This is a genomic window from Phenylobacterium sp. (assembly GCF_035944335.1).
Taxonomy (GTDB): domain Bacteria; phylum Pseudomonadota; class Alphaproteobacteria; order Caulobacterales; family Caulobacteraceae; genus Phenylobacterium.
Genome location: NZ_DASZBG010000101.1, coordinates 1 through 19,901, shown reverse-complemented (window position 1 = coordinate 19,901; position 19,901 = coordinate 1). Strand labels below are relative to the sequence as shown.

At 70.2% G+C, this 19,901-nt stretch carries 21 protein-coding genes; 8 read left to right on the top strand and 13 right to left on the bottom strand.

Features of this window, described 5'->3' with window-relative positions; translation table 11 throughout:
* Nucleotides 1–136 precede the first annotated feature (136 nt).
* On the bottom strand, nucleotides 137–367 hold the full coding sequence (locus VGT80_RS16740) for a hypothetical protein (RefSeq protein WP_327457794.1): 231 nt from the start codon (nucleotides 365–367) through the stop codon (nucleotides 137–139).
* Between the two features lie 114 nt (nucleotides 368–481).
* Here VGT80_RS16740 and VGT80_RS16735 point away from each other — a divergent pair, with 114 nt between their 5' ends.
* Nucleotides 482–880 carry a hypothetical protein gene (locus tag VGT80_RS16735; RefSeq protein ID WP_327457793.1) on the top strand — a complete coding sequence of 133 codons (399 nt, stop codon included), beginning with the start codon at nucleotides 482–484 and terminating at the stop codon, nucleotides 878–880.
* A gap of 77 nt (nucleotides 881–957) precedes the next feature.
* On the opposite strand, the gene VGT80_RS16730 is transcribed toward VGT80_RS16735, so the two are convergent.
* Both VGT80_RS16730 and dmeF read right to left on the bottom strand, forming a co-directional pair.
* The gene (locus tag VGT80_RS16730; RefSeq protein WP_327457792.1) at nucleotides 958–2,130 is read right to left on the bottom strand and encodes a serine hydrolase; all 1,173 of its coding nucleotides are present in this window, start codon (nucleotides 2,128–2,130) and stop codon (nucleotides 958–960) included.
* 23 nt (nucleotides 2,131–2,153) lie between these two features.
* Nucleotides 2,154–3,104, bottom strand: a complete 951-nt coding sequence (gene dmeF / locus VGT80_RS16725; protein ID WP_327457791.1) for a CDF family Co(II)/Ni(II) efflux transporter DmeF — start codon at nucleotides 3,102–3,104, stop codon at nucleotides 2,154–2,156.
* 64 nt (nucleotides 3,105–3,168) lie between these two features.
* On the opposite strand from dmeF, the gene VGT80_RS16720 reads away from it, so the two are divergent.
* Together VGT80_RS16720 and VGT80_RS16715 are read left to right on the top strand one after the other, a co-directional pair.
* A complete protein-coding gene (locus VGT80_RS16720) occupies nucleotides 3,169–4,275 on the top strand; it encodes a GTP-binding protein (protein WP_327457790.1) in 1,107 nt (368 codons plus the stop codon).
* A gap of 158 nt (nucleotides 4,276–4,433) precedes the next feature.
* Nucleotides 4,434–4,820, top strand: a complete 387-nt coding sequence (locus tag VGT80_RS16715; RefSeq protein WP_327457789.1) for an SET domain-containing protein — start codon at nucleotides 4,434–4,436, stop codon at nucleotides 4,818–4,820.
* On the opposite strand, the gene VGT80_RS16710 is transcribed toward VGT80_RS16715, so the two are convergent.
* The 4 genes from VGT80_RS16710 to VGT80_RS16695 all read right to left on the bottom strand — a co-directional run bounded on the left by VGT80_RS16710 (nucleotide 4,817) and on the right by VGT80_RS16695 (nucleotide 9,676).
* A complete protein-coding gene (locus VGT80_RS16710; RefSeq protein WP_327457788.1) occupies nucleotides 4,817–6,595 on the bottom strand; it encodes a response regulator in 1,779 nt (592 codons plus the stop codon). The genes VGT80_RS16715 and VGT80_RS16710 overlap by 4 nt on opposite strands.
* Complete coding sequence (locus VGT80_RS16705; protein WP_327457787.1) at nucleotides 6,592–7,101, bottom strand: YfiR family protein; 510 nt, start codon at nucleotides 7,099–7,101, stop codon at nucleotides 6,592–6,594. The genes VGT80_RS16710 and VGT80_RS16705 overlap by 4 nt, the downstream gene beginning before the upstream one ends.
* Before the next feature lie 42 nt (nucleotides 7,102–7,143).
* Nucleotides 7,144–9,045 carry a TonB-dependent receptor gene (locus VGT80_RS16700; protein ID WP_327457786.1) on the bottom strand — a complete coding sequence of 634 codons (1,902 nt, stop codon included), beginning with the start codon at nucleotides 9,043–9,045 and terminating at the stop codon, nucleotides 7,144–7,146.
* A 184-nt stretch (nucleotides 9,046–9,229) separates the two neighbouring features.
* Nucleotides 9,230–9,676, bottom strand: a complete 447-nt coding sequence (locus VGT80_RS16695) for a biopolymer transporter ExbD (RefSeq protein ID WP_327457785.1) — start codon at nucleotides 9,674–9,676, stop codon at nucleotides 9,230–9,232.
* Between the two features lie 331 nt (nucleotides 9,677–10,007).
* On the opposite strand from VGT80_RS16695, the gene VGT80_RS16690 reads away from it, so the two are divergent.
* Nucleotides 10,008–10,979 carry a WD40 repeat domain-containing protein gene (locus VGT80_RS16690; protein WP_327457784.1) on the top strand — a complete coding sequence of 324 codons (972 nt, stop codon included), beginning with the start codon at nucleotides 10,008–10,010 and terminating at the stop codon, nucleotides 10,977–10,979.
* Here VGT80_RS16690 and VGT80_RS16685 read toward each other — a convergent pair.
* Nucleotides 10,976–11,650, bottom strand: a complete 675-nt coding sequence (locus VGT80_RS16685) for a nitroreductase (protein ID WP_327457783.1) — start codon at nucleotides 11,648–11,650, stop codon at nucleotides 10,976–10,978. The genes VGT80_RS16690 and VGT80_RS16685 overlap by 4 nt on opposite strands.
* A gap of 117 nt (nucleotides 11,651–11,767) precedes the next feature.
* Here VGT80_RS16685 and mtgA point away from each other — a divergent pair, with 117 nt between their 5' ends.
* Complete coding sequence (gene mtgA, locus VGT80_RS16680; RefSeq protein WP_327457795.1) at nucleotides 11,768–12,454, top strand: monofunctional biosynthetic peptidoglycan transglycosylase; 687 nt, start codon at nucleotides 11,768–11,770, stop codon at nucleotides 12,452–12,454.
* Between the two features lie 132 nt (nucleotides 12,455–12,586).
* On the opposite strand, the gene VGT80_RS16675 is transcribed toward mtgA, so the two are convergent.
* Nucleotides 12,587–14,497, bottom strand: coding sequence for a S9 family peptidase (locus tag VGT80_RS16675; RefSeq protein WP_327457782.1), 1,911 nt, complete (start codon nucleotides 14,495–14,497; stop codon nucleotides 12,587–12,589).
* A 329-nt stretch (nucleotides 14,498–14,826) separates the two neighbouring features.
* On the opposite strand from VGT80_RS16675, the gene VGT80_RS16670 reads away from it, so the two are divergent.
* On the top strand, nucleotides 14,827–15,141 hold the full coding sequence (locus VGT80_RS16670) for a hypothetical protein (protein ID WP_327457781.1): 315 nt from the start codon (nucleotides 14,827–14,829) through the stop codon (nucleotides 15,139–15,141).
* Nucleotides 15,142–15,222: 81 nt separating this feature from the next.
* Nucleotides 15,223–15,588: a hypothetical protein gene (locus VGT80_RS16665; RefSeq protein ID WP_327457780.1), complete on the top strand. Its 366-nt coding sequence runs from the start codon at nucleotides 15,223–15,225 to the stop codon at nucleotides 15,586–15,588.
* 18 nt (nucleotides 15,589–15,606) lie between these two features.
* On the opposite strand, the gene VGT80_RS16660 is transcribed toward VGT80_RS16665, so the two are convergent.
* From VGT80_RS16660 to VGT80_RS16645, 4 genes are all read right to left on the bottom strand, one after another.
* A complete protein-coding gene (locus VGT80_RS16660; RefSeq protein ID WP_327457779.1) occupies nucleotides 15,607–16,551 on the bottom strand; it encodes a hypothetical protein in 945 nt (314 codons plus the stop codon).
* 209 nt (nucleotides 16,552–16,760) lie between these two features.
* On the bottom strand, nucleotides 16,761–17,624 hold the full coding sequence (locus VGT80_RS16655; RefSeq protein WP_327457778.1) for a dienelactone hydrolase family protein: 864 nt from the start codon (nucleotides 17,622–17,624) through the stop codon (nucleotides 16,761–16,763).
* A gap of 98 nt (nucleotides 17,625–17,722) precedes the next feature.
* Nucleotides 17,723–18,835 (bottom strand): alanine dehydrogenase, encoded by a 1,113-nt coding sequence (ald, locus tag VGT80_RS16650; RefSeq protein WP_327457777.1) that lies wholly within the window; start codon nucleotides 18,833–18,835, stop codon nucleotides 17,723–17,725.
* A gap of 88 nt (nucleotides 18,836–18,923) precedes the next feature.
* Complete coding sequence (locus VGT80_RS16645) at nucleotides 18,924–19,499, bottom strand: hypothetical protein (RefSeq protein ID WP_327457775.1); 576 nt, start codon at nucleotides 19,497–19,499, stop codon at nucleotides 18,924–18,926.
* 158 nt (nucleotides 19,500–19,657) lie between these two features.
* Between VGT80_RS16645 and VGT80_RS16640 the strand changes: the two genes are divergently transcribed.
* Nucleotides 19,658–19,901, top strand: a 244-nt coding sequence (locus VGT80_RS16640; RefSeq protein WP_414693921.1) for a GNAT family N-acetyltransferase, incomplete at its 3' end; no start/stop codon positions are given.

Genomic DNA, 19,901 nt, shown 5'->3' with positions numbered 1-19,901 from the left:
CAAGGCCACGGCGGCGGGGGCCAGCACGCGCAACAGCAACAGCCGCAACAGAAGCCGCAGGGCCAGCACGGCGGCGGCCAGGGCGACGACCATCGTCACCACGGCTAGGCTTCAGGCGATCGGTCGGGCCCCGCGGTCAGTCCTTGAGGCTGCGCGCCAGGATCTCCAGCGTCAGGCGGGCGGCGGCCTTGGTGTCGTCCGGCTCGCCGCGCTCGAACACCGACAGGCCGGCGTCGAACAGCTGATCGATGTCCTGCGGACTGAGCACGCCCTTGCGCTTCAGCGTGGACAGAGTGCCCACGACGATGGCGTGCAGGGCGGCCAGCATGCCCGCCCGCTCGGCGTCCGGGCTGATCTCGTTGTCCATCCACTTGCCTTTCCGTTCGGTTGTCAGCTTCAGTTCACATGGGCGCGGCCAAAACAGGCCGGCGGGCACGCATCCCGCACCTCTGCGTTCTAGCCCGTCATGCAAAAGGTCCGCATGCTGATCCGCACCATCTTGGCCGCTTCCGTGGGTCTTTCGGCGCTCAACGCCCAGGCCACCGAATTGAGCCGCGTCGCCGCGGCCTTCGGCAACACGGTGCTTTCCGTCTATCCCGACGGCCGTACCCAGAAGGTCTGGCTGCACCCCGACGGCCTGTGGGACGGCCTGAGCCGCAACAACCAGGCGCTGTCGGGCAAATGGACCATGAAGGCCGACAAGGTCTGCCTGCGCCAGACCCGCCCGCCGACCCTGCCGTTCTCATACTGCACGGGCTTCCCGGAGGATCCCCACGTCGGCGTCACCTGGACCTCGAAGGACATGGTCGGCACGCCGATCCGCCTGACGGTGGTCAAGGGCATGGCCGAGGCGCGTCAGACCCAGGACGCCGGCCGCTAGAGCCTGTCCCGGCTCGTCGCTTTCTTGCTGATGCGCATCCTCATCGCCAAAGCGATTCCACTTTGGCGGGATGCGCTTTAGCGCCCGGCGCCCAGCGCGGGGCCGGCGCTGGCGATCCGCGGCTCCGGCGCTCCCGCCCCGCGGGCCCGCCAGTAGTCGACGACCGCGCGGGCGACCTTCTGCATGAAGGCCTGGCGCGCGCCGACCGGCTTGCGGGTTTCGCGCATCATCACCGCGACGGCGAAGCTGTGGCCGTCCGGCGCGGTGACCAGCCCCACGTCGTTGATCCCCACCGAGGCCCCGCGCCAATCGGGGCCGGTGCCGGTCTTGTGGGCGATGCCCCAGTCGCCGGGCAGGCCGGCGCGCAGGCGCGAGGATCCGGTGTGGCACTGGCCCATCAGGTCCAGCATCACCTCGGTGGAATTGGCCGACAAGAGCTCGCCGCGCTTCAAGGCCGCCAGGGTCTCGGCGATCGCCGCCGGCTTCGCCCCGTCGGCGGGATGGGCCAGATAGTCGTTGAGCGCGGCGTCGCGCACCTCGTCGGGCAGCTTTTCGCGGGCCTGCTTGAAGATCCAGGTCTGGCCGTACTCCGGCCGCCAGGTGAGGCCGGCGGTGCGGGTCTGCAGCTCGCGCTCCGTCTCGCCGACGCCCAGGCCGTCGAGGCCCTTCTCGGTGAGGGTGCGGGTGACCGCGCCGCCGCCGCCCACCTCGGCGATCAGCTTGTCGTTGGCGGCATTGTCGCTCTCGGTCAGCTGGCGGCGGAGCAGGTCGTAGACGGTGGTCGCATAGCCGCGCGCGCCGCGGATGCGGGAGGCCAGCGGCTGGTAGAAGACCGAGCGGTCGTCGGGCGTCAGCACCACCTGCTGGTCGAGGCTCATGCCGCGATGGTCGATGGCCTGCAGCACGGTGAGCGCCACCCACAGCTTGGACACGCTCTGCTGCGGGAAGACGTCCTCGCCCGCCACCTGGGCGGTCCAGCGCTCGGAGACGTCGGTGACGGCGATGCCCACCGGCTCGCGATAGGCCTGCGCCAGGGCCGCGAGCTTCTCCTGCAGGGCCGGGGGCGCCGGCGGGCTGGGCAGGCGCACCTTCAGCTGGGCGGGGCGGGAGGTGAGCGTCACCGGCTCGGCGGCGATGCGGTCGCCATAGGCCAGCCATGCGCCGGTCCCGGCCGCCGCCAGCAGCAGGGCGCCTGCGCCCACGGCCGCGGCCGCCTTCGGACGCCTGCGCCAGAAGCCTCGTTTCCCCATGCGGACCCTAACGCGCGAACCCATCAATGCGGACCGTGGCCCGCTTCGCGCCCGCTGCGCAACTCGAGGGTGACGTGGCTCAGGGCCGCCAGGCCGTGCAACCGCGCGCGCAGGGCCTCCGCCGTCGTCCCGGGGGGCGCCGCCACCACGCCGACCAGCGCGAAGTGGCCAGGGCCCAGCCGCCACAGGTGCAGGTCGAGCACGCGGGCGTCGGCGGCTTCGAGCCGGGCGCGGATCTCGGCGGCCAGCGCCGGCGAGGGGTTGATGTCGAGGAGCGCGGCCGAGCCCCGCCGGATCAGGCTGACGGCGAACTGCGCCACCAGGGCCGCGCCCGCCAGGCCCGCCGCCGGGTCGGCCCAGGCCCAGCCGAGCTGGCGCCCGGCCGCCAGGCCCGCGATCGCCAGCATCGAGACGGCCGCATCGGCGCTGAGGTGCAAATGGGCGGCGGAGATGTTGAGGTCCCCATCCTTGTCATAGCCGTCCTTGTCGTGGTCGTGGAGCCCCCGGGCCGGGCGCAGCAGCAGCACGCAGACCACCGTCACCGCCAGGCCCGCCACCGCCAGCGGCAGGGCGGAATCGTAGTCGACGACTTCCGGGGCCCGCAGCCGCCCCAGGCTCTCGACGGCGATCAGCACGGCGATCACCGCCAGCACCACGGCGTTGGCGAAGCCGGCCAGATAGCCCAGCTTGCCGGTGCCGAAGGCGAAGCGCGGGTCGCTCGCCCAGCGCCGCGCCAGGCCGTAGGCCACAGCCGCCGTCGCCATCGCCGCCACGTGGCCGGCCATGTGCAGGCCGCTGGCGGTGAGCGCCATGGACCGGAACACCAGGCCGCCGGCGATCTGGGCGACCAGGGTCACGGTGCAGATCGCGGTGACGATCCAGGTGCGCCGCTCGTTGCGCGCATGGTCGGCGCCCAGATAGACGCGGTCCTTGCGGCAGGCGTCCAGGGGGGAAGGGCGGTCGGCCGAGCTCATGGTGTTACGCTATAACAGCGCCGGCCACTTTGGAAATCGAGCCCGGTCGCTTACATCTCCGCCCATGAGCGAGACCGCGTTCCCGAAGACCCCCGAAAAGACCCCCGAGAAGACCCCCGTCACCGTCCTGACCGGCTATCTCGGGGCCGGCAAGACGACCCTCCTGAACCGCATCCTCACCGAGGACCACGGCAAGAAATACGCCGTGATCATCAACGAGTTCGGCGAGATCGGCATCGACAACGACCTCGTCGTCGGGGCCGATGAAGAGGTCTTCGAAATGTCCAACGGCTGCGTCTGCTGCACGGTGCGCGGCGACCTGATCCGGGTGCTCTCGGGCCTGATGAAGCGCAAAGGCCGCTTCGACGCGATCATCATCGAGACCACGGGCCTGGCCGATCCCGGCCCGGTGGCCCAGACCTTCTTCGTCGACGAGGACGTCCGCGCCAAGACCCAGCTCGACAGCGTGACGACGGTGGTGGACGCCAAGCACCTGCCGCTGCGGCTGAAGGACTCCAAGGAAGCCGCCGAGCAGATCGCCTTCGCCGACCAGATCATCCTCAACAAGACCGACCTCGTCACCGAGGCCGAGCTCCTCGAGGTCGAGGCGGCCATCCGCACGCTCAACCCGCTGGCCCCGATCCACCGCACCACGCGCAGCCAGGTGCCGCTGTCGGCGATCCTCGGCCGTGGATCCTTCGACCTGTCGCGGGTGACCGAGCTGGAGCCGGACTTCCTCAATCCCGCGCACGGCGAGCCCGGCCACGTGCATGGCGAAGACTGCGACGACCATCACGACCATCACGGTCACGACCATCATGACCACGACCACGATCATCACGACCACGGCCACATCCACGACCACGTGGCCGAGTCCGGGATCCGCGGCGTCTCGCTCTCCTCGGAGACCCCGCTGGACGCCGGCAAGCTCACCGCCTGGCTGAACAACCTGCTGCAGACGCAAGGCCCCGACATCCTGCGCGCCAAGGGCATCCTCGACGTGAAGGGCGACGACCGGCGGCTGGTGTTCCAGGCCGTGCACATGATCCTGGAGGGCGACTTCCAGCGCGAATGGCGCGACGGCGAGCGGCGCTATTCCCGGATGGTGTTCATCGGCCGCAACCTCGACGAGGCGGCGCTGCGCTCAGGCTTCGAGGCCTGCGTCGCCTGATCAAATGATGCGCGGCCTGGCGAAAGCGCGCCGCCGGGCCGGCTTTGGTCGTTTTTCGGTTTGCGGGATCGCCTCCATCGCGACATTGACGGGGACCTCGGGTTGAAAAGCTTTAGGTCCCCGCGGTTGGGGACGAGCGGAGTGGAATTCGACGCGCCATGATGATGGTGGAGACCGAACTGCGGCCCAGCCCGATCCACGGCACGGGCGTCTTCCTCCTGCGGCCGGTGAAGGCCGGGGAGCTGATCTGGCGCTTCGATTCGCGGATCGACCGGGTCTATGCGCCGGAGGAGGTGGCCTCCCTGCCGCCGCACGTGCAGAGCTTCCTGGAGACCTACTGCACCTGGCACGAGGGCGTGGGCGTCTATGTGCTCTGCGGCGACAACGGCCGCTATTTCAACCACTCCGAAGCGCCGTCGACGGTCTCCAACGGCATCTCCTTCGGCGAGGACCGCGCGATCCGCGACCTGGCGGCCGGCGAGGAGCTGACCTCCGACTACCGCACCATCTGCGACCACGTGCGGAAGAACGGCAACGGCTTCTAGGCCTCCATCGCGCCTTCCACGTCGCGGGCGATCAGGCCACTGAGGGTCCGCGCCAGGGTCTCCATCTCGAAGGGCTTGCGCAGGATCGGCACGTCGTCGCCGACGGCGGCCTTGATGGCCGCGGAATCGGCGTGGCCGCTGGCGAAGACGATCGGCAGGTCGGGCCACAGCCGGCGCGCGCGGTCGGCGACCTGGGCGCCGTTCATCTGCGGCATGGCGAAATCCACCAGCATGGCGTCCGGCCGCCGGGCCTGCAGAATGCCCAGCGCCGCGGGACCGCCATTGGCCTCGAGCACGGTGTAGCCCAGCAGTTCCAGGGTGTCGTGCAGCAGGGCGCGCACCTGATCGTCGTCGTCGACCACCAGCACCGTGGCCCCGACCTCGGGCGCCAGCACCGGCGCGGACCCGACCTCCGGCGCCGCCGTCTCGGTGGTCTCGGCGGAGCGGCGCAGCAGGACGGTGACCTTGGTCCCCTGGCCCGGCAGGCTCTCGATGCGCGCCTCGCCGCCGGCCTGGCGCGCCACGCCATAGACCTGGCTGAGGCCCAGGCCCGTGCCCTTGCCGACGCTCTTGGTGGTGAAGAACGGATCGAAGGCGCGGCCGATGACCTCCGGCGACATGCCCTGGCCGGTGTCGGCGACGGTCAGCGCCACATAGGCGTCGGGCGCCAGCACCGGATGGCCGGGCTCCACGGTCACGATGGCCGTGGTGATGGTCAGCTTGCCGCCGTCCGGCATGGCGTCGCGGGCGTTGATGGCCAGGTTGAGGATCGCCAGCTCCAGCTGGGTATGGTCCGACAGCACCGGCACCCGCGCTTCGTCCAGATCGAGCACCAGCTCGATGTCCCCGCCCAGCGTGCGCAGCAGGAGGTCGCGCATGCCGGCCACCAGCTCGGCGACCACGAAGGCCCGCAGGTCGAGCTTCTGGGTGCGTGAGAAGGCCAGCAGCTGGCGGGTCAGCGAGGCGCCGCGATCGGCCGCCTGCAGGGCGTTTCCGGCCCAGCTTTCCACCCGCGCGGTGTCGGCGGCCTTGCGGCGGATCAGCTCCAGCGCGCCCATGATCACCTGCAGCAGGTTGTTGAAGTCGTGGGCGATGCCGCCGGTGAGCTGGCCCAGGGCCTCCATCTTCTGGCTCTGGCGCAGGGCCTCCTCGGCCTGGGCGCGGGCGGCCATCTCATCGGTCAGCCGGGTGTTGGCGTCCGCCAGCTCACGGGCGCGGTCCTGCAGCTTGCCGGCCGCGGCGCTCACCAGCACCAGCAGCAGGAGGCCCATGACGGTCAGCAGGCCGACGCCGGTGTGCCGCGCCAGCACCGCGCCCAGGGAATCCGGCTGGGTCTGCAGGAAGACATAGCCCAGCACCTGCCCCTGCTCGGCGGCGGCCCGCGTCGCCATCACCCGGTGGTCGGCCCATCCGGTCCCGACCGGCCGCCGGCGCAGCGGCGGCGGCGGGGCGGCGCCCAGCCGTTGGGCCACCAGCCGCTGGCCCTGGGCGTCGTAGATGGCGGCGGCCGCGATCCCGGGGTTGGCCTTCAGCGCGTGGACGTATTGCTGCAGGGCCGAGCGGTCGTCGAACGACAGGGCGGCGGTGGCGCTGGCCGCCAGGATGTCGGCCTGGGCGGCGGTCTGGCTGACGCGGTCGTGGCGGAAGGCGAGTTCGTTGCGCACGCCCAGCGCCGCGCCCATGGCCAGCAGCACGATGGCGCTCATCCAGGCCAGGGTCGTCAGGCGCCGCTCGGTGACGCTCGCCCAGGACAGCCAGGCCGGGCGGGGGCTCATCGGGACACCTCTGTGGCGAGGGCCAGGAGCTTGGAGCTGATGCCCATGCCGCCCGCCTCCGCGCGCGCGGCGTTGACCGAGAAGCGCACCTTCCCACCATTCAACACCAGGTGCACGATCCCTTTGGAGGGTCCGCGCGCGGCGTCGGTGACGGTCAGGATGGGGGCGCCCTCGGTGGCCGTCAGGGCCTGGGCGGTCGATTGGGTGGACGATCCGCCCACATAGGCGATCTGGCAGTCGGAGCCGTGCTCGAGCCGCGCCACCCGACGCACCACGATGGCGTGGGTCCCGACCCGCTGGCCGGCCACGGCGCGGTCCAGCAGCGACCCGAACGGATCCTGCCCCTGGACGCAGATCGCCAGCGGTTCCTCAGGCCCGGAGAATATCCCGCCAGGCCAGCTGACGAAGGGCGCGAGCTTGTAGAGGTAGGTCGCCTTGACGGCCAGCTCCAGTTCGCCCACCTCGGCGCGCGCCGGCCAGCCGAGCGCCACGGGCGCCACGAGCATCGCGACCGCCCAGCCCATCCGCCATGGCCGCGCCCACGCCACTCAGAACCTCCAGCGCAGCTCGGCGAAGACGCTGCGCGGCACGGCGTTGGCCTGCGGCGCCATGAACTCCTGGTGATGGTCGTGCAGCAGGTTGCGTCCGACGATCGCCACCTGCAGCGCCTTGCCGATGTCCCACGCAATCCGGCTGTTCAGCTCGGTGTAGGCCGCCACCCTGGGATTCGGCAGGGCGCTCTGGTAGCGCAGCACCGCATCCCAGGTGACGCTGCGTCCGATATCCATCGAGGACGTCAGCTGCGCCTGGGTCCTGGGGTCGTCGCCGACCTGGCTGACGCCGGCCACGCCGCTGGCCCCCGGCTTGAAGCGGAATTTCTCGGCCAGCAGGTTCAGGCCCGCCGACAGCCGCCACCAGCGCGCCAGCTGGTAGTTGCCCCAGGCCTCCAGGCCCTGGGTATGGCCCTTGATCCCATTGCCCCACCGCAGCGGCAGCACGGTGACGGGGGTGAGCTCGATGCTGCGGAGCTGGTCGTAGACATTGTAGTAGGCGGACACGGAGAACGAGAGCCGGTCGCTCGGCCGCAGCCGCGCGCCGATCTCGTAGGCGTTGAGCTTCTCCGGCTGGAAGTCGGAGCTGCCGGTCACGAACAGCTGACTGCCCACCGTCTCGCGCACATCGCGGTCGAACGGCGTCGGCGAGCGGATGGCCCGCGACGCCGCCGCCCAGATCATGGTGCGGTCGGACGGCGTCCAGGACAGCCGCGCATTGGGCAGGGCCGACCAGCGCGAATAGGGATCGTCCTCGAGCTTCAGGCCGAGGATCAGCCGTAGCGTCGGCTGGATGGCCACGGTGTCCTGCACGAACAGGTTCGACAGGTTCAGCGACCCCTTGCTGGGCGAGAAGGCCAGGCCGCCGTCGAGCTCGGTGCTGTATCTGGCCTGCCTCAGGCCGCCACCGACCACGATGTCATTGCGCGACCCCACGGCGAACTCGTGCTGCACGTCGATGTCGTAGGTGTTGACCCACAGGGGCAGGCCGCCGGTCAGGTCGTGGCCGCGTTGCTCGCGGTCGATATAGGCCTGGATCTGGAGGTTGGCGCCGCTGTCGCTGGCATGGTTCCAGCGGGCGGTCAGGTTGCCGCCGCCGGTGGGGCCGCTGGTCAGGCCGGAGCCCTTGAACGCGTCGCCGTGGAGGCTGACCTCGTCGCGGGGCGAGGCGGCCCAATCCAGGCGGAAGCCGGCCTGCAGGCGCGACCAGCGGTCCAGCGCCTCCGCCCCTGTCGAGGTCAGGGTGTTCTCCTCCCGATAGGCCCGGGCGTAGAGGCGGTAGCTCGCCTGGCCGCCCAGGGTCCCGCCATAGCGCACGGCCGCCATCCGCTCCTGGTCGCCGACGCCCGCCGCGGCGCTCACCCCCTGGGTCTCTTCGGCCTTGCGGGTGATGATGTTGATGACGCCGTTGACCGCATTGGCGCCCCACAGCGTCGCGCCCGGCCCGCTGATCACCTCCACATGATCGATGTCGGAGACCAGCACGTCCTGCAGGTCCCAATAGACGCCGGAAAAGATCGGCGTGTAGACGCTGCGCCCGTCGATCAGCACCAGCAGCTTGTTGGAGAAGGCCTGGACGCTGAGGTTGCCCGAGAGGCCGCGGGCGGTGATCACCCAGTCCGAGGCGCTGGTCTGGGCGACGAACAGGTTGGGGGCCAGCCGCAGGATTTCGGGCACCGTGCGCGCGCCGGAGCGGATGATCTCCTCGCGGGTGATCACATAGGTGGCGGCCGGCGCCTGGGCCAGGGACTCCTCGTGGCGCGAGACCGTGCTCACCTGGACGTTGGCCAGTTCCTCGATCGACAGCCCCCGGAGCTGCTCGACCGCCGCCTGGTCGTTGGCCAGTTCCTCGGCCCGCGCCGTCGCGCCGCTCAGCGCGGTCGCGGCCACCAGCGCCATTGCAAGCCTTCGGTGATGCAATGCCCCTACCCCCTACGATCTCCAGCCTAAGACTGGAGAACCCCGTTACGGCAACGCTTTGTTATCGCCCGGGTTCCCGCACTTGCATTTGATGGCTGGGCAGCAAAACGCCCGCCGGGATTCCCCGACGGGCGCTTGCGATCGGTTCAGACGAAGGTCGGGCTCAGCCCAGCTCTTCGTTGATCAGGGCCACCTGGTAGAAGCCGTTGCCCTGCAGGGTGTTCATCACCGCCATGAAGTCGCCGTAGCGGACCGACTTGTCGGCGCGGATATAGACCCGCTGCTGCGGCGCCGGCAGCGACGGATCGTCCGCGCTCAGCTTGGCCGAAAGGTCGGGGATCAGGGTGTCGAGGCTGGTGGCGTGGTCGCCGATGAAGATCGCCCCGCCGGCCTGCAGGTTGATCAGCACCGGGTCCTTCACCTTGGTCCCGGGGGGCGGCGGCACGGCCGGCGGCAGGTCGAGCTTGATCGACACCGTCGCGGCGGGGATCGCCACCATGAAGATGATAAGGAGCACCAGCATCACGTCCACGAACGGGGTGACGTTGATGTCGCTGTTCTGGCCGAGGCTGAAACGTCCGCCGCCCTGACCGGCCAGCTTTGCCGCCATATTGCAGTTCCTTCCCTTGGGCGGCGTCTCACGCGCCCGCGCTCACAGTCGCCAGACCTTTGGCAAGCCATATTGGGATTGTAAAGCCCGAAGCGGCGAGGTGGGGCGGCCTCGCCCGCGCGAGGGCCGGTTCCGCTGCAGCCCCGATAACGTCGTTTCAATTTCGACCGTCATGGCCGGGCTTGTCCCGCCCACCCAGACGCGCCGAAGCTGAAAGCCTCGCGCAATCCGGCCGGCGCCCGCGCGTCTGGGTCCCCGGCACAAGGCCGGGGATGACGATCTGAAGGGGAGGCTTTACAGGTCCCGCTCCCATGACGCCGAGCCCTATCCGATGACCTTCGCCTTCGACGCCTATGTCACCACGGCCCTGTTCGACGCCGCCGGCGGCGCCGCCTTCGCCCTGGGCGACGGCACGGTGCGCTTCGAGGGCGGCGAGGCGATCGAGGCCCATGACGGCGCGGTGCTGGCCGCGGCGCTGCATCCCGGCGGCGAGGGCCTGGTCACCGGCGGCGACGACGGCCGGCTGGTCTGGGCGCGGCCCTCGGGCGGGGAGGAGATCGCCAAGGTCCCCGGCCGCTGGATTGACGCCGTGGCGGCGAGCCCGGACTCCAAGCTGATTGCCTTTTCCGCCGGCCGCGAGCTGCACGTCCGCGACGCCGGCGACGCCAAGTTCGCCCGCGTCTTCACCCACGAGAAATCCGTGGCCGAGGTGGCCTTCGATCCCAAGGGCCGCAGGATCGCGGCGGCGACCTACGGCGGGGTGGCGCTGTGGTACGCGCGCATCGAGGGCCAGAAGCCTACGATGCTGAAGTGGGCCGGCAGCCATGTAGCGAGCGCCTTTTCGCCGGACGGCAAGTTCCTGGTCTCGGCCATGCAGGACAACCAGCTGCACGGCTGGCGCGTGGCCGACGAGAAGAACATGCGGATGGGCGGCTATCCCGCCAAGGTGAAGTCGCTGGCCTTCCTGGCCAAGGGAAACATGCTGGCCACCTCCGGCGCCAATGGCGTGGTGATCTGGCCGTTCGCCGGCTCGACCGGCCCGATGGGCAAACAGGCCGCCGAGGTCGGCTATGACGAGGCCGCCATGGTGGTGCGGGTCGCGGCCGCGCCGGGCCTCGGCTGGGTGGCCGCCGGCCTCGACGACGGCCGGGTCTGGGCCTGCGACCTGGCGGGCCAGAAGATCATCCCCATCAAGGCCGACAAAGGCTCGCCGATCACCGCCCTGGCCATGAACCCCGACGCCAGGCGCATCGCCTGGGGCGACGAGGACGGCGGGGCCGGCGTGGCGGAGGTCGGAGGCTAGTCGAACCCGACCATCTCCCCCCACGCCTCGAAGGGGTCGCGGCTGGCGCGCAGGGTGTTGATGGGGGCGTCGGGGTCGCGGAAGCCGAGCGCCATGCCGGAGAACAGCATGTGGTCCTCGGGCAGGTTCACGGCCCTGGCCACCGTCTGCGGATAGCGCGCCCAGTATTCCTGCGGGCAGGTGTCGAGGCCGTGCTCGAGGGCCAGCAGCATGACGTTTTGCATGTACATGCCGAGGTCCGCCCATTGCGGGGGGCCGAGCTTGCGGTCGAGGCAGAAGAATATGCCCACCGGCGCGCCGAAGAACTCGCCGTTGCGGGCCAGCTGGCGCAGGCGGGCGGGCTTGTCCTCCCGCGGAATTGGAATGGTGGCGTAGAGCTCCTCGCCGTTCTGGAAGCGCCGGGTGCGGAACGGCTCCCACAGGTTGGGCGGATAGACGTCGTATTCGGGGGTCTCGCCGAACGGGTTGGCCTTCACCGCGACCTTCAACTCGGCCAGCGGCGCCCCGGTCAGGGCATAGACCCGCCACGGCTGCAGATTTCCGCCCGAGGGCGCGCGGGCGGCGCGGACCAGGATGTCCTTCACCACCTCGCCGGGCACGGGCCTGTCCAGGAAGGCCCGGATGGTGACGCGCCGCGCCACCGCCTCGCTGACGCTCACGGGTCCTGGCATGGATCCTCCGGCTTGACGGGATAAGCCCCCGCGCCGTCAGCTAGTCGCCTGCCCGGGGGGAAGACAAGGTTGAGTCGCAAGCCGAACAAGGTCCGCCCCAGGGGCGCGCCGAGCCTCATGGGCCGCCTCGTGCGCTGGGCGCTGCTCGGCGGGCTGCTGTTCATCGTGATGGGACCGATCGCGGTGGTGGCGCTCTACCGCGTCGTGCCGCCGCCGATCACCTGGCTGATGGTGCAGCGGACCTTCGAGGGCCGCGGCTTCGACCGCCGCTGGGTGCCGCTGAACCAGATCTCGCCGCAGCTGGTGCGCGCGGTCATCGCCTCGGAGGATTCCGGCTTCTGCCAGCACCACGGCTTCGACATCGCCGCCATCGAGAAGGCGCTGCACCACAACGCCGTCTCCGAGCGCATCCGCGGCGGCTCGACCATCTCCCAGCAGACCGCCAAGAACGTCTTCCTGTGGCCGCACCGGGACTGGGTCAGGAAGGGGCTGGAGACCTGGTTCACCGTGCTGATCGAGGGGATCTGGGGCAAGCCCCGGATCATGGAGGTCTATCTGAACTCCATCGAATGGGGGCCCGGCGTCTATGGCGCCGAGGCCGCCGCCCAGGCCAATTTCCACGTCAGCGCCGCGCACCTGGCGCCGGCCCAGGCCGCGCGGCTGGCGGCGATCATCCCCAAGCCCCTGTCCTGGAGGGCCGGCGCCCCGGGCCCCTACGTCCGCCGCCGCTCCGGGACCATCGTGGCCCGCGCCGGGGTGGTGCGCCGCGATGAGCTGGATGGCTGCGTCGACGGGCAACCCTGATCCGCTCATCCCGGCGAAGGCCGGGACCCAGATCGCAAACACGGAATCGGCCGGATACGCGCCGCAATCATCGAGGTCGCCTCAGAGATATTCCATCTGGGCCCCGGCCTTGGCCGGGGTGAGCGGAACCTCTTACTGAGCTGACCCCAGATATCTCTCGAACCAGGCCAGGGTGCGGGCGTCCACGTCCTGCTGGTTCGTCGGCTTGGCGATGTGGTGGCCCTCGCCGGGGTAGATGACCAGGCTGGTCGGGACGCCCATGGCCTTCAGACCGTGCCAGAACTCCAGGCTCTGGGCCGGTGGGCATTCCACGTCGAGCTCGCCCACATAGATGAAGGTGGGCGTCTTGGCCTGCTTGATGTAGCGGATCGGCGACAGCCGGTCATAGACGGCCGGGTTGTCGTAGGCCGTGCCGCCGAAGAACGGGACCATCCACTGGTCGATGCCGTTCTGGCCGTAGTAGCTGACCCAGTCGGCGATGCCGGCGCCCGCCGCGCCGGCCCTGAACCGGTCGGTGTGGGTCACCGCCCACATGGTCATGTAGCCGCCGTAGGAGCCGCCATAGACGGCCAGCCGCCGGTCGTCGACCGGGGCGATCTTCTCGACCGCGTCGACGCCGGCCAGCACGTCGCGCAGGTCGCCCCCGCCGAAGTCCTCGACATTGGCCCGGGTGAAGGCCTCGCCCTGGCCATAGCTGCCGCGCGGATTGGGTTCGAAGATGAAATAGCCGCGGTCCAGCAGGGCGTGGGTGGTGCCCTCCCAGGTGAAGCGCGGCTCGACCGCCGAGGACGGCCCGCCATGGATCTGCACGGCCATCGGATAGGTCTTGCCGGGCTCAAGCCCCTTGGGCGCCAGCAGCCAGCCCTGCACGCTCTGGCCGTCGCGGGTCCAGGTGACGCTGCGGGCCTCGGCGTTGGCCACCAGGGCGTCGTTATCGTGGGTGATCGCCTTCAGCGCCTTGATCGGGCCGGCGGCGATCTGCGGGGCCACGGTGAAGGTCTGGCGGGTGGTGGCGAACCGGGTCCCGTCGGCGGAGATCGCCAGGCGGCCGTCGCCGGCCGCCAGGCTCGCCGCGTCCGACCACAGCGGCCTGAAGCTCCAGTCCTTGCCCACCGAGAACAGGGTCGCGCGGTCGCCCACCAGGGCCGTGGCGTAGAGGCCGCCCCGGCGCCAGGTCAGCGAGTTGAAGCTGCCCTTGAAGCCCGGCGTCACGTCGCGCGCCTCGCCGCCTGAGAAGGGGACCGCATAGAGGTCGCCGCCGATCACCGGGAAGTCGCTCATCAGGCCGCCGATGAACACCACGGTCGCTCCGTCCGGCGAGACCCGCGGATAGCCCATCTGCACCTTCGGCGCGGCGATCGTGCGCGCCGCCCCGGTCGCCAGGTCGATGGCCTCGAGCTTGGCCACCCACCAGTTGTTGTCGCCGTCGCCCACCGCATCGGTGGCCACGAAGCCGCGGCCGTCCGGCGTCCAGTCGTACTCGTACACAAACCGGTCGGCCGGCGAGACCATGCGCACCGCGCCGGACGCCAGCACCGCGATCCGCCGCTCGTCGGGCGCGGCGTCGATCTCGCCCACCCGCGCCGCCCCGGGATTGGTGGCCCCGCTCTCCTTGCTGGGATGGGCCGTGGCCAGCATGGCCAGCACCGCGCCGTCCGGCGACCAGCGCGGCTTGGCCAGCAGGCCGGGGAAGGCGACCGGGATCATCACCTTGCCGTCCACCACCTGCAGCACCTGGGCCGTGCGCGTCCGCCGGTCGGCGCCGATGAAGGTCAGGATCTTGCCGTCCGGCGACCAGGTGGGATCGGCATAGGTGCAGCTGTTGCAGGGGTCGTAGGCCGCCAGCACCGCGCCGTCCGCCACCTTGCGCACCACCAGGGTTCCGTGCGGCTCGGCCGTCCGGCCCGGCAGCTCCACCGTCTCGACGGCGGCCACCAGGTCGCCGGCGGGCGAGATGGCCAGGCGCTCGTACTGATGAACGCCGGCGACCGCCGACGCGGCCGCCCAACCGGCGGCCGCCACCGCCGCAACAACACCCGCCATGGCAGGAATCCCCACGCTCAAGACCCGGCCCGCACCCTCCTGGATTGCGGCGGGGAACTCAAGACCGGGGACGATATCTCAGGGCCGCCTCAGCGGCGCTTGCCCATCAGGGCGAAGATCTTCGGCAGGGCCAGGGCGGCCAGGCCGCACAGGAGGGAGATCAGGAACAGCAGGTTCATCGACGGGGCTCGGCATCACGGCTCCAGCGCCGCGGCCTCCTAGCGGCCCAGCCGGCGCTTCGTTCCAAGCGTGGCCGTGCGCGCGGCGGTTCTGAACGAACGATCACGCGGCGCGTTACCGCTTATCGCATCTCGAAAAGGACCATCCCCTTGAAACTCACCCTCATCACCGCGCTCGCCGCCTCCCTGGCGCTCGCCGGCGCCGCCGCCGCCCAGCCCGCGCAGGCCCCCTACGACCAGCATCGCAGCGACCAGCAGCGCATGGACCAGCAGCGCACCGACCAGCAGCGCATGGACCAGCACCGCATGGACCAGCAGCGCACCGATCAGCAGCGCGTCGATCAGCGCACCGATCACCGCGAGATGCGCCGCGAGGAGACCATGACCTCGCGCCACAGCATGCGGCATCACCATCACCGCACCTGCTTCTACCGCCACCATCACCGCGTCTGCCGCTGGGGCTAGGCCAGCCCGCCGGCCGTCCCGCTTGATCGGGACGGCCAAGCTGGGCGTTAGGGTGGTGCAGCCCTTGAAAGGACCACCCCCTTGAAACCCATGCTCAGCGCGGCCCTGGCCGTCGCGATGGCGCTCGGCTCCGCGGCCGCCGCCCAGGCCCAGACCGCCCAGACCCAGCCCGACCAGCAGCGCATCGACGCGCAGCGCACCCTCGACCAGACCCGCACCACCGACCGCGCCCGCCACGACCGCATCGACCGGCTGCGCATCGAGGAACAGCGCGCCGGCCATCCCTCGACCCACGGCGACATGAGCCAGACGGTCCCCCTCCACCGGGCCACTGTGCGCCAGACCACCACGCGCCAGGCCGCCGTGCGCCACGCGAGCGTCAGCCATCACCATCGCCACAGGGTCTGCGTGATCCGCCACCATCACCGCGTCTGCCACTGGGGCTAGGCGAAGCCCCCCGAGGCTCTATTTCGCCGACGCGGTCGTCGAGGGGTTCGGCGGTCGCGTTTCGGCGTGCCGCGCGCCCAGCAGCATGTTCTGCAGCGCGTAGTTCCCCTCGTGGCAGGCGAACTCGTAGATCGGCCCCCGCGTGGCGTGGAACACCATCTCGCCACGCCAGGTCTGCAGGAACACCGCCGGCGCCGTGACGCTGAATTCGTAGAAGATCTCGCCCGCAGAACTGCGCGTAAACCGCTCGACGACCCGCATGTCGTCGGTGGCGTTCTGGCGGGGCGCGTCGATCTCATGGGCCGTGAAGTTGGTGGTCTCGACGACCAGGGTGTCGCCCTCCCAGTGGCCGATCGAATCCCCCATCCAGCGACGCACCGTGGGCGGCGGGTGGCGCCCGGCGGGGTCGATGCGGATGACCCGCACGTCGTGGTCCCATTCGGCATGGATCGCCACCGCGTCGCGCGTCTGCACGAACTGGTAGTTGTCGTTGACGCCGCCGTTCACCATCGGCGGCCCGATGGAGCTGGGGTCCATGCAGCGCTCCGCAAGGTCGCGGCTCTCCGGATCGTCGATGGCCTCCCGGCGGCTTTGGCGCCTCGCCTGGTGGAAGGCCTTGGCCGCGGCGGTGTACGGAAGCTGGCCGTCCGCCGGCGAGACGATCCAGGAGGTGCGCAGCTGGCCGCGGATTCGCGCCAGTCCGATGTCGCGATCCCACCACTCGCTTTCCGGCCCTCCGACGGTCGAGGTCCGGTCGAAGACAGGCGGCTTGCCGAGGTGCTTGGCCTCATAGGCCTGGCCCTCGGCCGCCGTGGGCGCCAGCGCCTTGAACGCCGGGTCGCGCTCCAACCCGGTCAGCGAGTTGTTGCTCCACAGCCCGCCGAGATCCGGCGCGCCCCAGGCGGTGCGAGGCGGATGGTAGTCGCCGGCCTGCGCGCCGAAAGCCGCCAACCCGACCGCCATCGCCACTCCGGCCGCTGTCGCCGCCGCCCGTCTTACGCCATCCATGGCAGACCCCAGTCGAGACCGCGGCGAATCTAACACCGTTCTGCTGGGCATTTACAGAGGCCGGCGCGGCCTTCAGCGCCCGGCTGCGACCCCTGGAACCCCTTCCTCCTCGATGGAGGAAGGGCGGGGATTTCCCGGGGCGCGCAGCTGAAGTCCGATCCGCCCTAGACCAGGGCGCGCTTGTAGAGGCTCAGCAGCTCGCCCCAGGCCCGCTCCGCCTCGGCGGCGTTGTAGACCTGGCTGCCCGGCACGCACCAGCCGTGCTGCGCCGGATAGACCTCCAGCTTCACCGGCACCTTGGCCGCGGCGAAGGCGGTCTTCACCGTGTCCTTGGCGGTGGGGTCGGACTTGTCGTCGTTCTCCGCCTCGCAGATCAGATATTCGCCGTGCAGCAGCGGCGCCTGCAGGTGCGGGCTGTCGGCGGCTTTCGAGACCAGCGTCCCGCCGTGGAAGGTGGCGCCGGCCCCGATCCGCGCACTGACCGCCCCGGTGCGGATCGTCAGCGGCCCACCCATGCAATAGCCCTGCACGCCCATGCGCGCCTTCTTGCTCACCTTGGCCTGGGCGCCCAGGAAGCCCAGATAGGCTGCGGCGTCCTTGTCGATGCCGTCGTCGGTCATGGCGCCGCGCATGGCGAACAGCCGCTTGCGCACCTCCGGATCGCCGAAGTTCAGCGCGCCGTCGATCACCGGCGCCTTCTGGCTGCGATAGAAGGGGTTGGGGACCAGCACGACGTAGCCCGAGCTCGCCAGCCGCCGCCCCAGGTCGCGGAACACCGGCCTCAGGCCGCCGATGTCGGGCCACACCAGCACGCCGGGGAAGGGCCCCCGGCCGGGCGGGGTGAACAGCGCCGCGTCGCAGACGCCGTCCGGCGTCTTCACCGTCACGTCGGTCTCGACCACCGCGGCGGCCGCCTGCGCCTGGGCGCTCGTCACGAACCCCGCCGCGGCCAGCGCCGTCAGGCCGAAGCCCCGGCGCGACACGCTGAAGTCCTGGCTCAAACCCTGATGGATCTCGTCGTCGCACATGCTGGCAGCCCTCCGGTTTTCGCCAGTGGGAGACAGCCGCGCCCAGATTGCAACGGTATTTCAGGCGCCGCAGATGCGCCCCCAAAGGGGGGAGGATCTCAGCCCCACACCTTGTACGGATCCTTGAAACCCTTCCCCAGGGCCTCGGCCACCGCCGGGTGGGTCAGCTCGCCGGCCAGCACGTTCAGCCCCTTGGCCAGGTGCTTGTTCTTCTTCAGCGCGTCCAGCCCCTTGTCGGCGAGCTGCAGGCCGAACGGCAACGTCGCGTGGCCCAGGGCTTCGGAGGAGGTGCGCGGCGCGGCGCCGGGCATATTGGCCACGCAGTAATGCACCACCCCGTCGATGGTGTAGGTCGGGTCCATGTGCGTCGTCGGCCGCGAGGTCTCGAAACAGCCGCCCTGGTCGATGGAGACATCCACCAGCACCGAGCCGGGCTTCATTTTCTTCAGGTGCTCGCGCCGCACCAGCTTGGGCGCCGCGGCGCCGGCGGTCAGCACCGCGCCGATCACCACGTCGGCCTTGAGGATCTCCTCCTCCACCGCCCCCAGGGTGGAATAGCGCGTGATCGCCCGGCCGCCGAAGATGTCGTCGAGGTAGCGCATGCGCGGGATCGAGCGCTCGACGATCACCACCTCGGCCCCCAGGCCCAGCGCCATGCGCGCCGCATTGGCGCCCACCACGCCGCCGCCCAGCACCACGATGCGGGCCGGCGGCACGCCCGGCACGCCCGACAGCAGCAGCCCCATGCCACCGTTGTGCTTCAAGAGCGTCTCGCCGGCCGAGAACACCGCGATCCGCCCGGCCACCTCCGACATCGGCGCCAGCAGCGGCAGGCCGCCGGCGTCGTCGGTCACCGTCTCATAGGCGATGGCCGCGCAGCCGGACTTCAGCAGGCCCTCGGTCTGGGCCGGGTCGGGCGCCAGGTGCAGGTAGGTGAACAGGATATGTTTCTTGGTCAGCCGCGCCCACTCGACCGCCTGCGGCTCCTTCACCTTGACGATCAGCTCGGCCTCGCGGAACACGGCTTCCGCGTCCGGCGCGATCGTCGCGCCGGCTCTCTGATAGGCGTCGTCCGGATAGCCGGCCCCGGCGCCTGCGCCCTTCTCCACGACCACCTCGTGGCCGTGGGTGACGTACTCGCGCACGGCGGTCGGCGTCAGCCCGACACGGTATTCGTCCGGCTTGATCTCACGAGGCACGCCAACGCGCATGAGCGGCTCCTTCGGGGGAGGTTATTGCGGAATGCGCGCGGTTTGAGGGGAGAATGTGGGCGGGGTCAAGGGGGATGTGGGGAGGGAGCTAGTTCAACCGGTCAAGAACTGGAACTACATAGAACCAGCAGCCTTTGCGCTCGATGCCGTACATCGCGCTCTCCACGACCAGAATCAGACCACACATCGCTACGATGCCACCAATCGTGCCCAACCAGCGCGTCACCTCACGGCTGCGATTCTCGTTCTTTCGCGCACGGTCAAGCGCGCCGTCCGCCGGTGGCGGAGCGTTGTCACCGCTGAACACCACGTGGCGAGCGTGTTGGAGCTGAGTGTATTTTCGGGTGACCCGATGGTGCCGAAATGTCTCAGCCCATTGGAGTCCATTCCAAGCCAACGCGGCCGCAATGATCATCAACAGCAGCGCCGTGTGGAATGGGGCAACGCATAGCTGCCGGCTTTGGCCCCACGCGGCTGTGAGACTGGCCCCCAACGAAGCCAAGGATCCATAGAGCACCAACCGGGAGCGCTCGACGAGCAATGTAATCGCCGACGCTTCGTCGTCCTGCACCCCTGCCAAGCTGTCTGACTTGACCCGGTCTTCCATCGCTTGCCTTGCGGCAATCATCTGGCGCTGGGCTTCCAATTTGGGGTCGTTATTCATGCACGCTAAATATCAGTGGCATCTGTTTCAGGGAATGTGGGCGTGAGGTGCGCTGTACGAGACAATGCCCTTCGGCCCGTCCTTGACGCGCCCGGACGCCGGCGCTGTCATCGGCTATGGACTCAAGGGCAGGGGGTCTTCCCGATGACACCCGCGCGATGACCGGCGCCGTGCGGCGCGCGACGCTCGAGGATGCGCCGGCGATCGCCGCCATCTACGCGCCGTATGTGCTGGAGACCGCCATCTCCTTCGAGGACCAGCCGCCCGACGCGGCCGAGATGGCCCGGCGGATGGGCGCGACGCTGGCCACCCATCCGTTCCTGGTGTTCGACGACGCCGCCGAGGTCCTGGGCTATGCCTACGCCAGCCCGCACGTCGCGCGCGCCGCCTACAGATGGTCGG

Excerpts from the sequence above, each read along its gene's own strand:
- VGT80_RS16740 (WP_327457794.1), bottom strand. The coding sequence starts at position 367 with ATGGACAACGAGATCAGCCCGGACGCCGAGCGGGCGGGCATGCTGGCC.
- VGT80_RS16735 (WP_327457793.1), top strand. The coding sequence starts at position 482 with ATGCTGATCCGCACCATCTTGGCCGCTTCCGTGGGTCTTTCGGCGCTC.
- VGT80_RS16730 (WP_327457792.1), bottom strand. The coding sequence starts at position 2,130 with ATGGGGAAACGAGGCTTCTGGCGCAGGCGTCCGAAGGCGGCCGCGGCC.
- dmeF (WP_327457791.1), bottom strand. The coding sequence starts at position 3,104 with ATGAGCTCGGCCGACCGCCCTTCCCCCCTGGACGCCTGCCGCAAGGAC.
- VGT80_RS16720 (WP_327457790.1), top strand. The coding sequence starts at position 3,169 with ATGAGCGAGACCGCGTTCCCGAAGACCCCCGAAAAGACCCCCGAGAAG.
- VGT80_RS16715 (WP_327457789.1), top strand. The coding sequence starts at position 4,434 with ATGATGATGGTGGAGACCGAACTGCGGCCCAGCCCGATCCACGGCACG.
- VGT80_RS16710 (WP_327457788.1), bottom strand. The coding sequence starts at position 6,595 with ATGAGCCCCCGCCCGGCCTGGCTGTCCTGGGCGAGCGTCACCGAGCGG.
- VGT80_RS16705 (WP_327457787.1), bottom strand. The coding sequence starts at position 7,101 with ATGCTCGTGGCGCCCGTGGCGCTCGGCTGGCCGGCGCGCGCCGAGGTG.
- VGT80_RS16700 (WP_327457786.1), bottom strand. The coding sequence starts at position 9,045 with ATGGCGCTGGTGGCCGCGACCGCGCTGAGCGGCGCGACGGCGCGGGCC.
- VGT80_RS16695 (WP_327457785.1), bottom strand. The coding sequence starts at position 9,676 with ATGGCGGCAAAGCTGGCCGGTCAGGGCGGCGGACGTTTCAGCCTCGGC.
- VGT80_RS16690 (WP_327457784.1), top strand. The coding sequence starts at position 10,008 with ATGACCTTCGCCTTCGACGCCTATGTCACCACGGCCCTGTTCGACGCC.
- VGT80_RS16685 (WP_327457783.1), bottom strand. The coding sequence starts at position 11,650 with ATGCCAGGACCCGTGAGCGTCAGCGAGGCGGTGGCGCGGCGCGTCACC.
- mtgA (WP_327457795.1), top strand. The coding sequence starts at position 11,768 with ATGGGCCGCCTCGTGCGCTGGGCGCTGCTCGGCGGGCTGCTGTTCATC.
- VGT80_RS16675 (WP_327457782.1), bottom strand. The coding sequence starts at position 14,497 with ATGGCGGGTGTTGTTGCGGCGGTGGCGGCCGCCGGTTGGGCGGCCGCG.
- VGT80_RS16660 (WP_327457779.1), bottom strand. The coding sequence starts at position 16,551 with ATGGCGGTCGGGTTGGCGGCTTTCGGCGCGCAGGCCGGCGACTACCAT.
- VGT80_RS16655 (WP_327457778.1), bottom strand. The coding sequence starts at position 17,624 with ATGTGCGACGACGAGATCCATCAGGGTTTGAGCCAGGACTTCAGCGTG.
- ald (WP_327457777.1), bottom strand. The coding sequence starts at position 18,835 with ATGCGCGTTGGCGTGCCTCGTGAGATCAAGCCGGACGAATACCGTGTC.
- VGT80_RS16645 (WP_327457775.1), bottom strand. The coding sequence starts at position 19,499 with ATGAATAACGACCCCAAATTGGAAGCCCAGCGCCAGATGATTGCCGCA.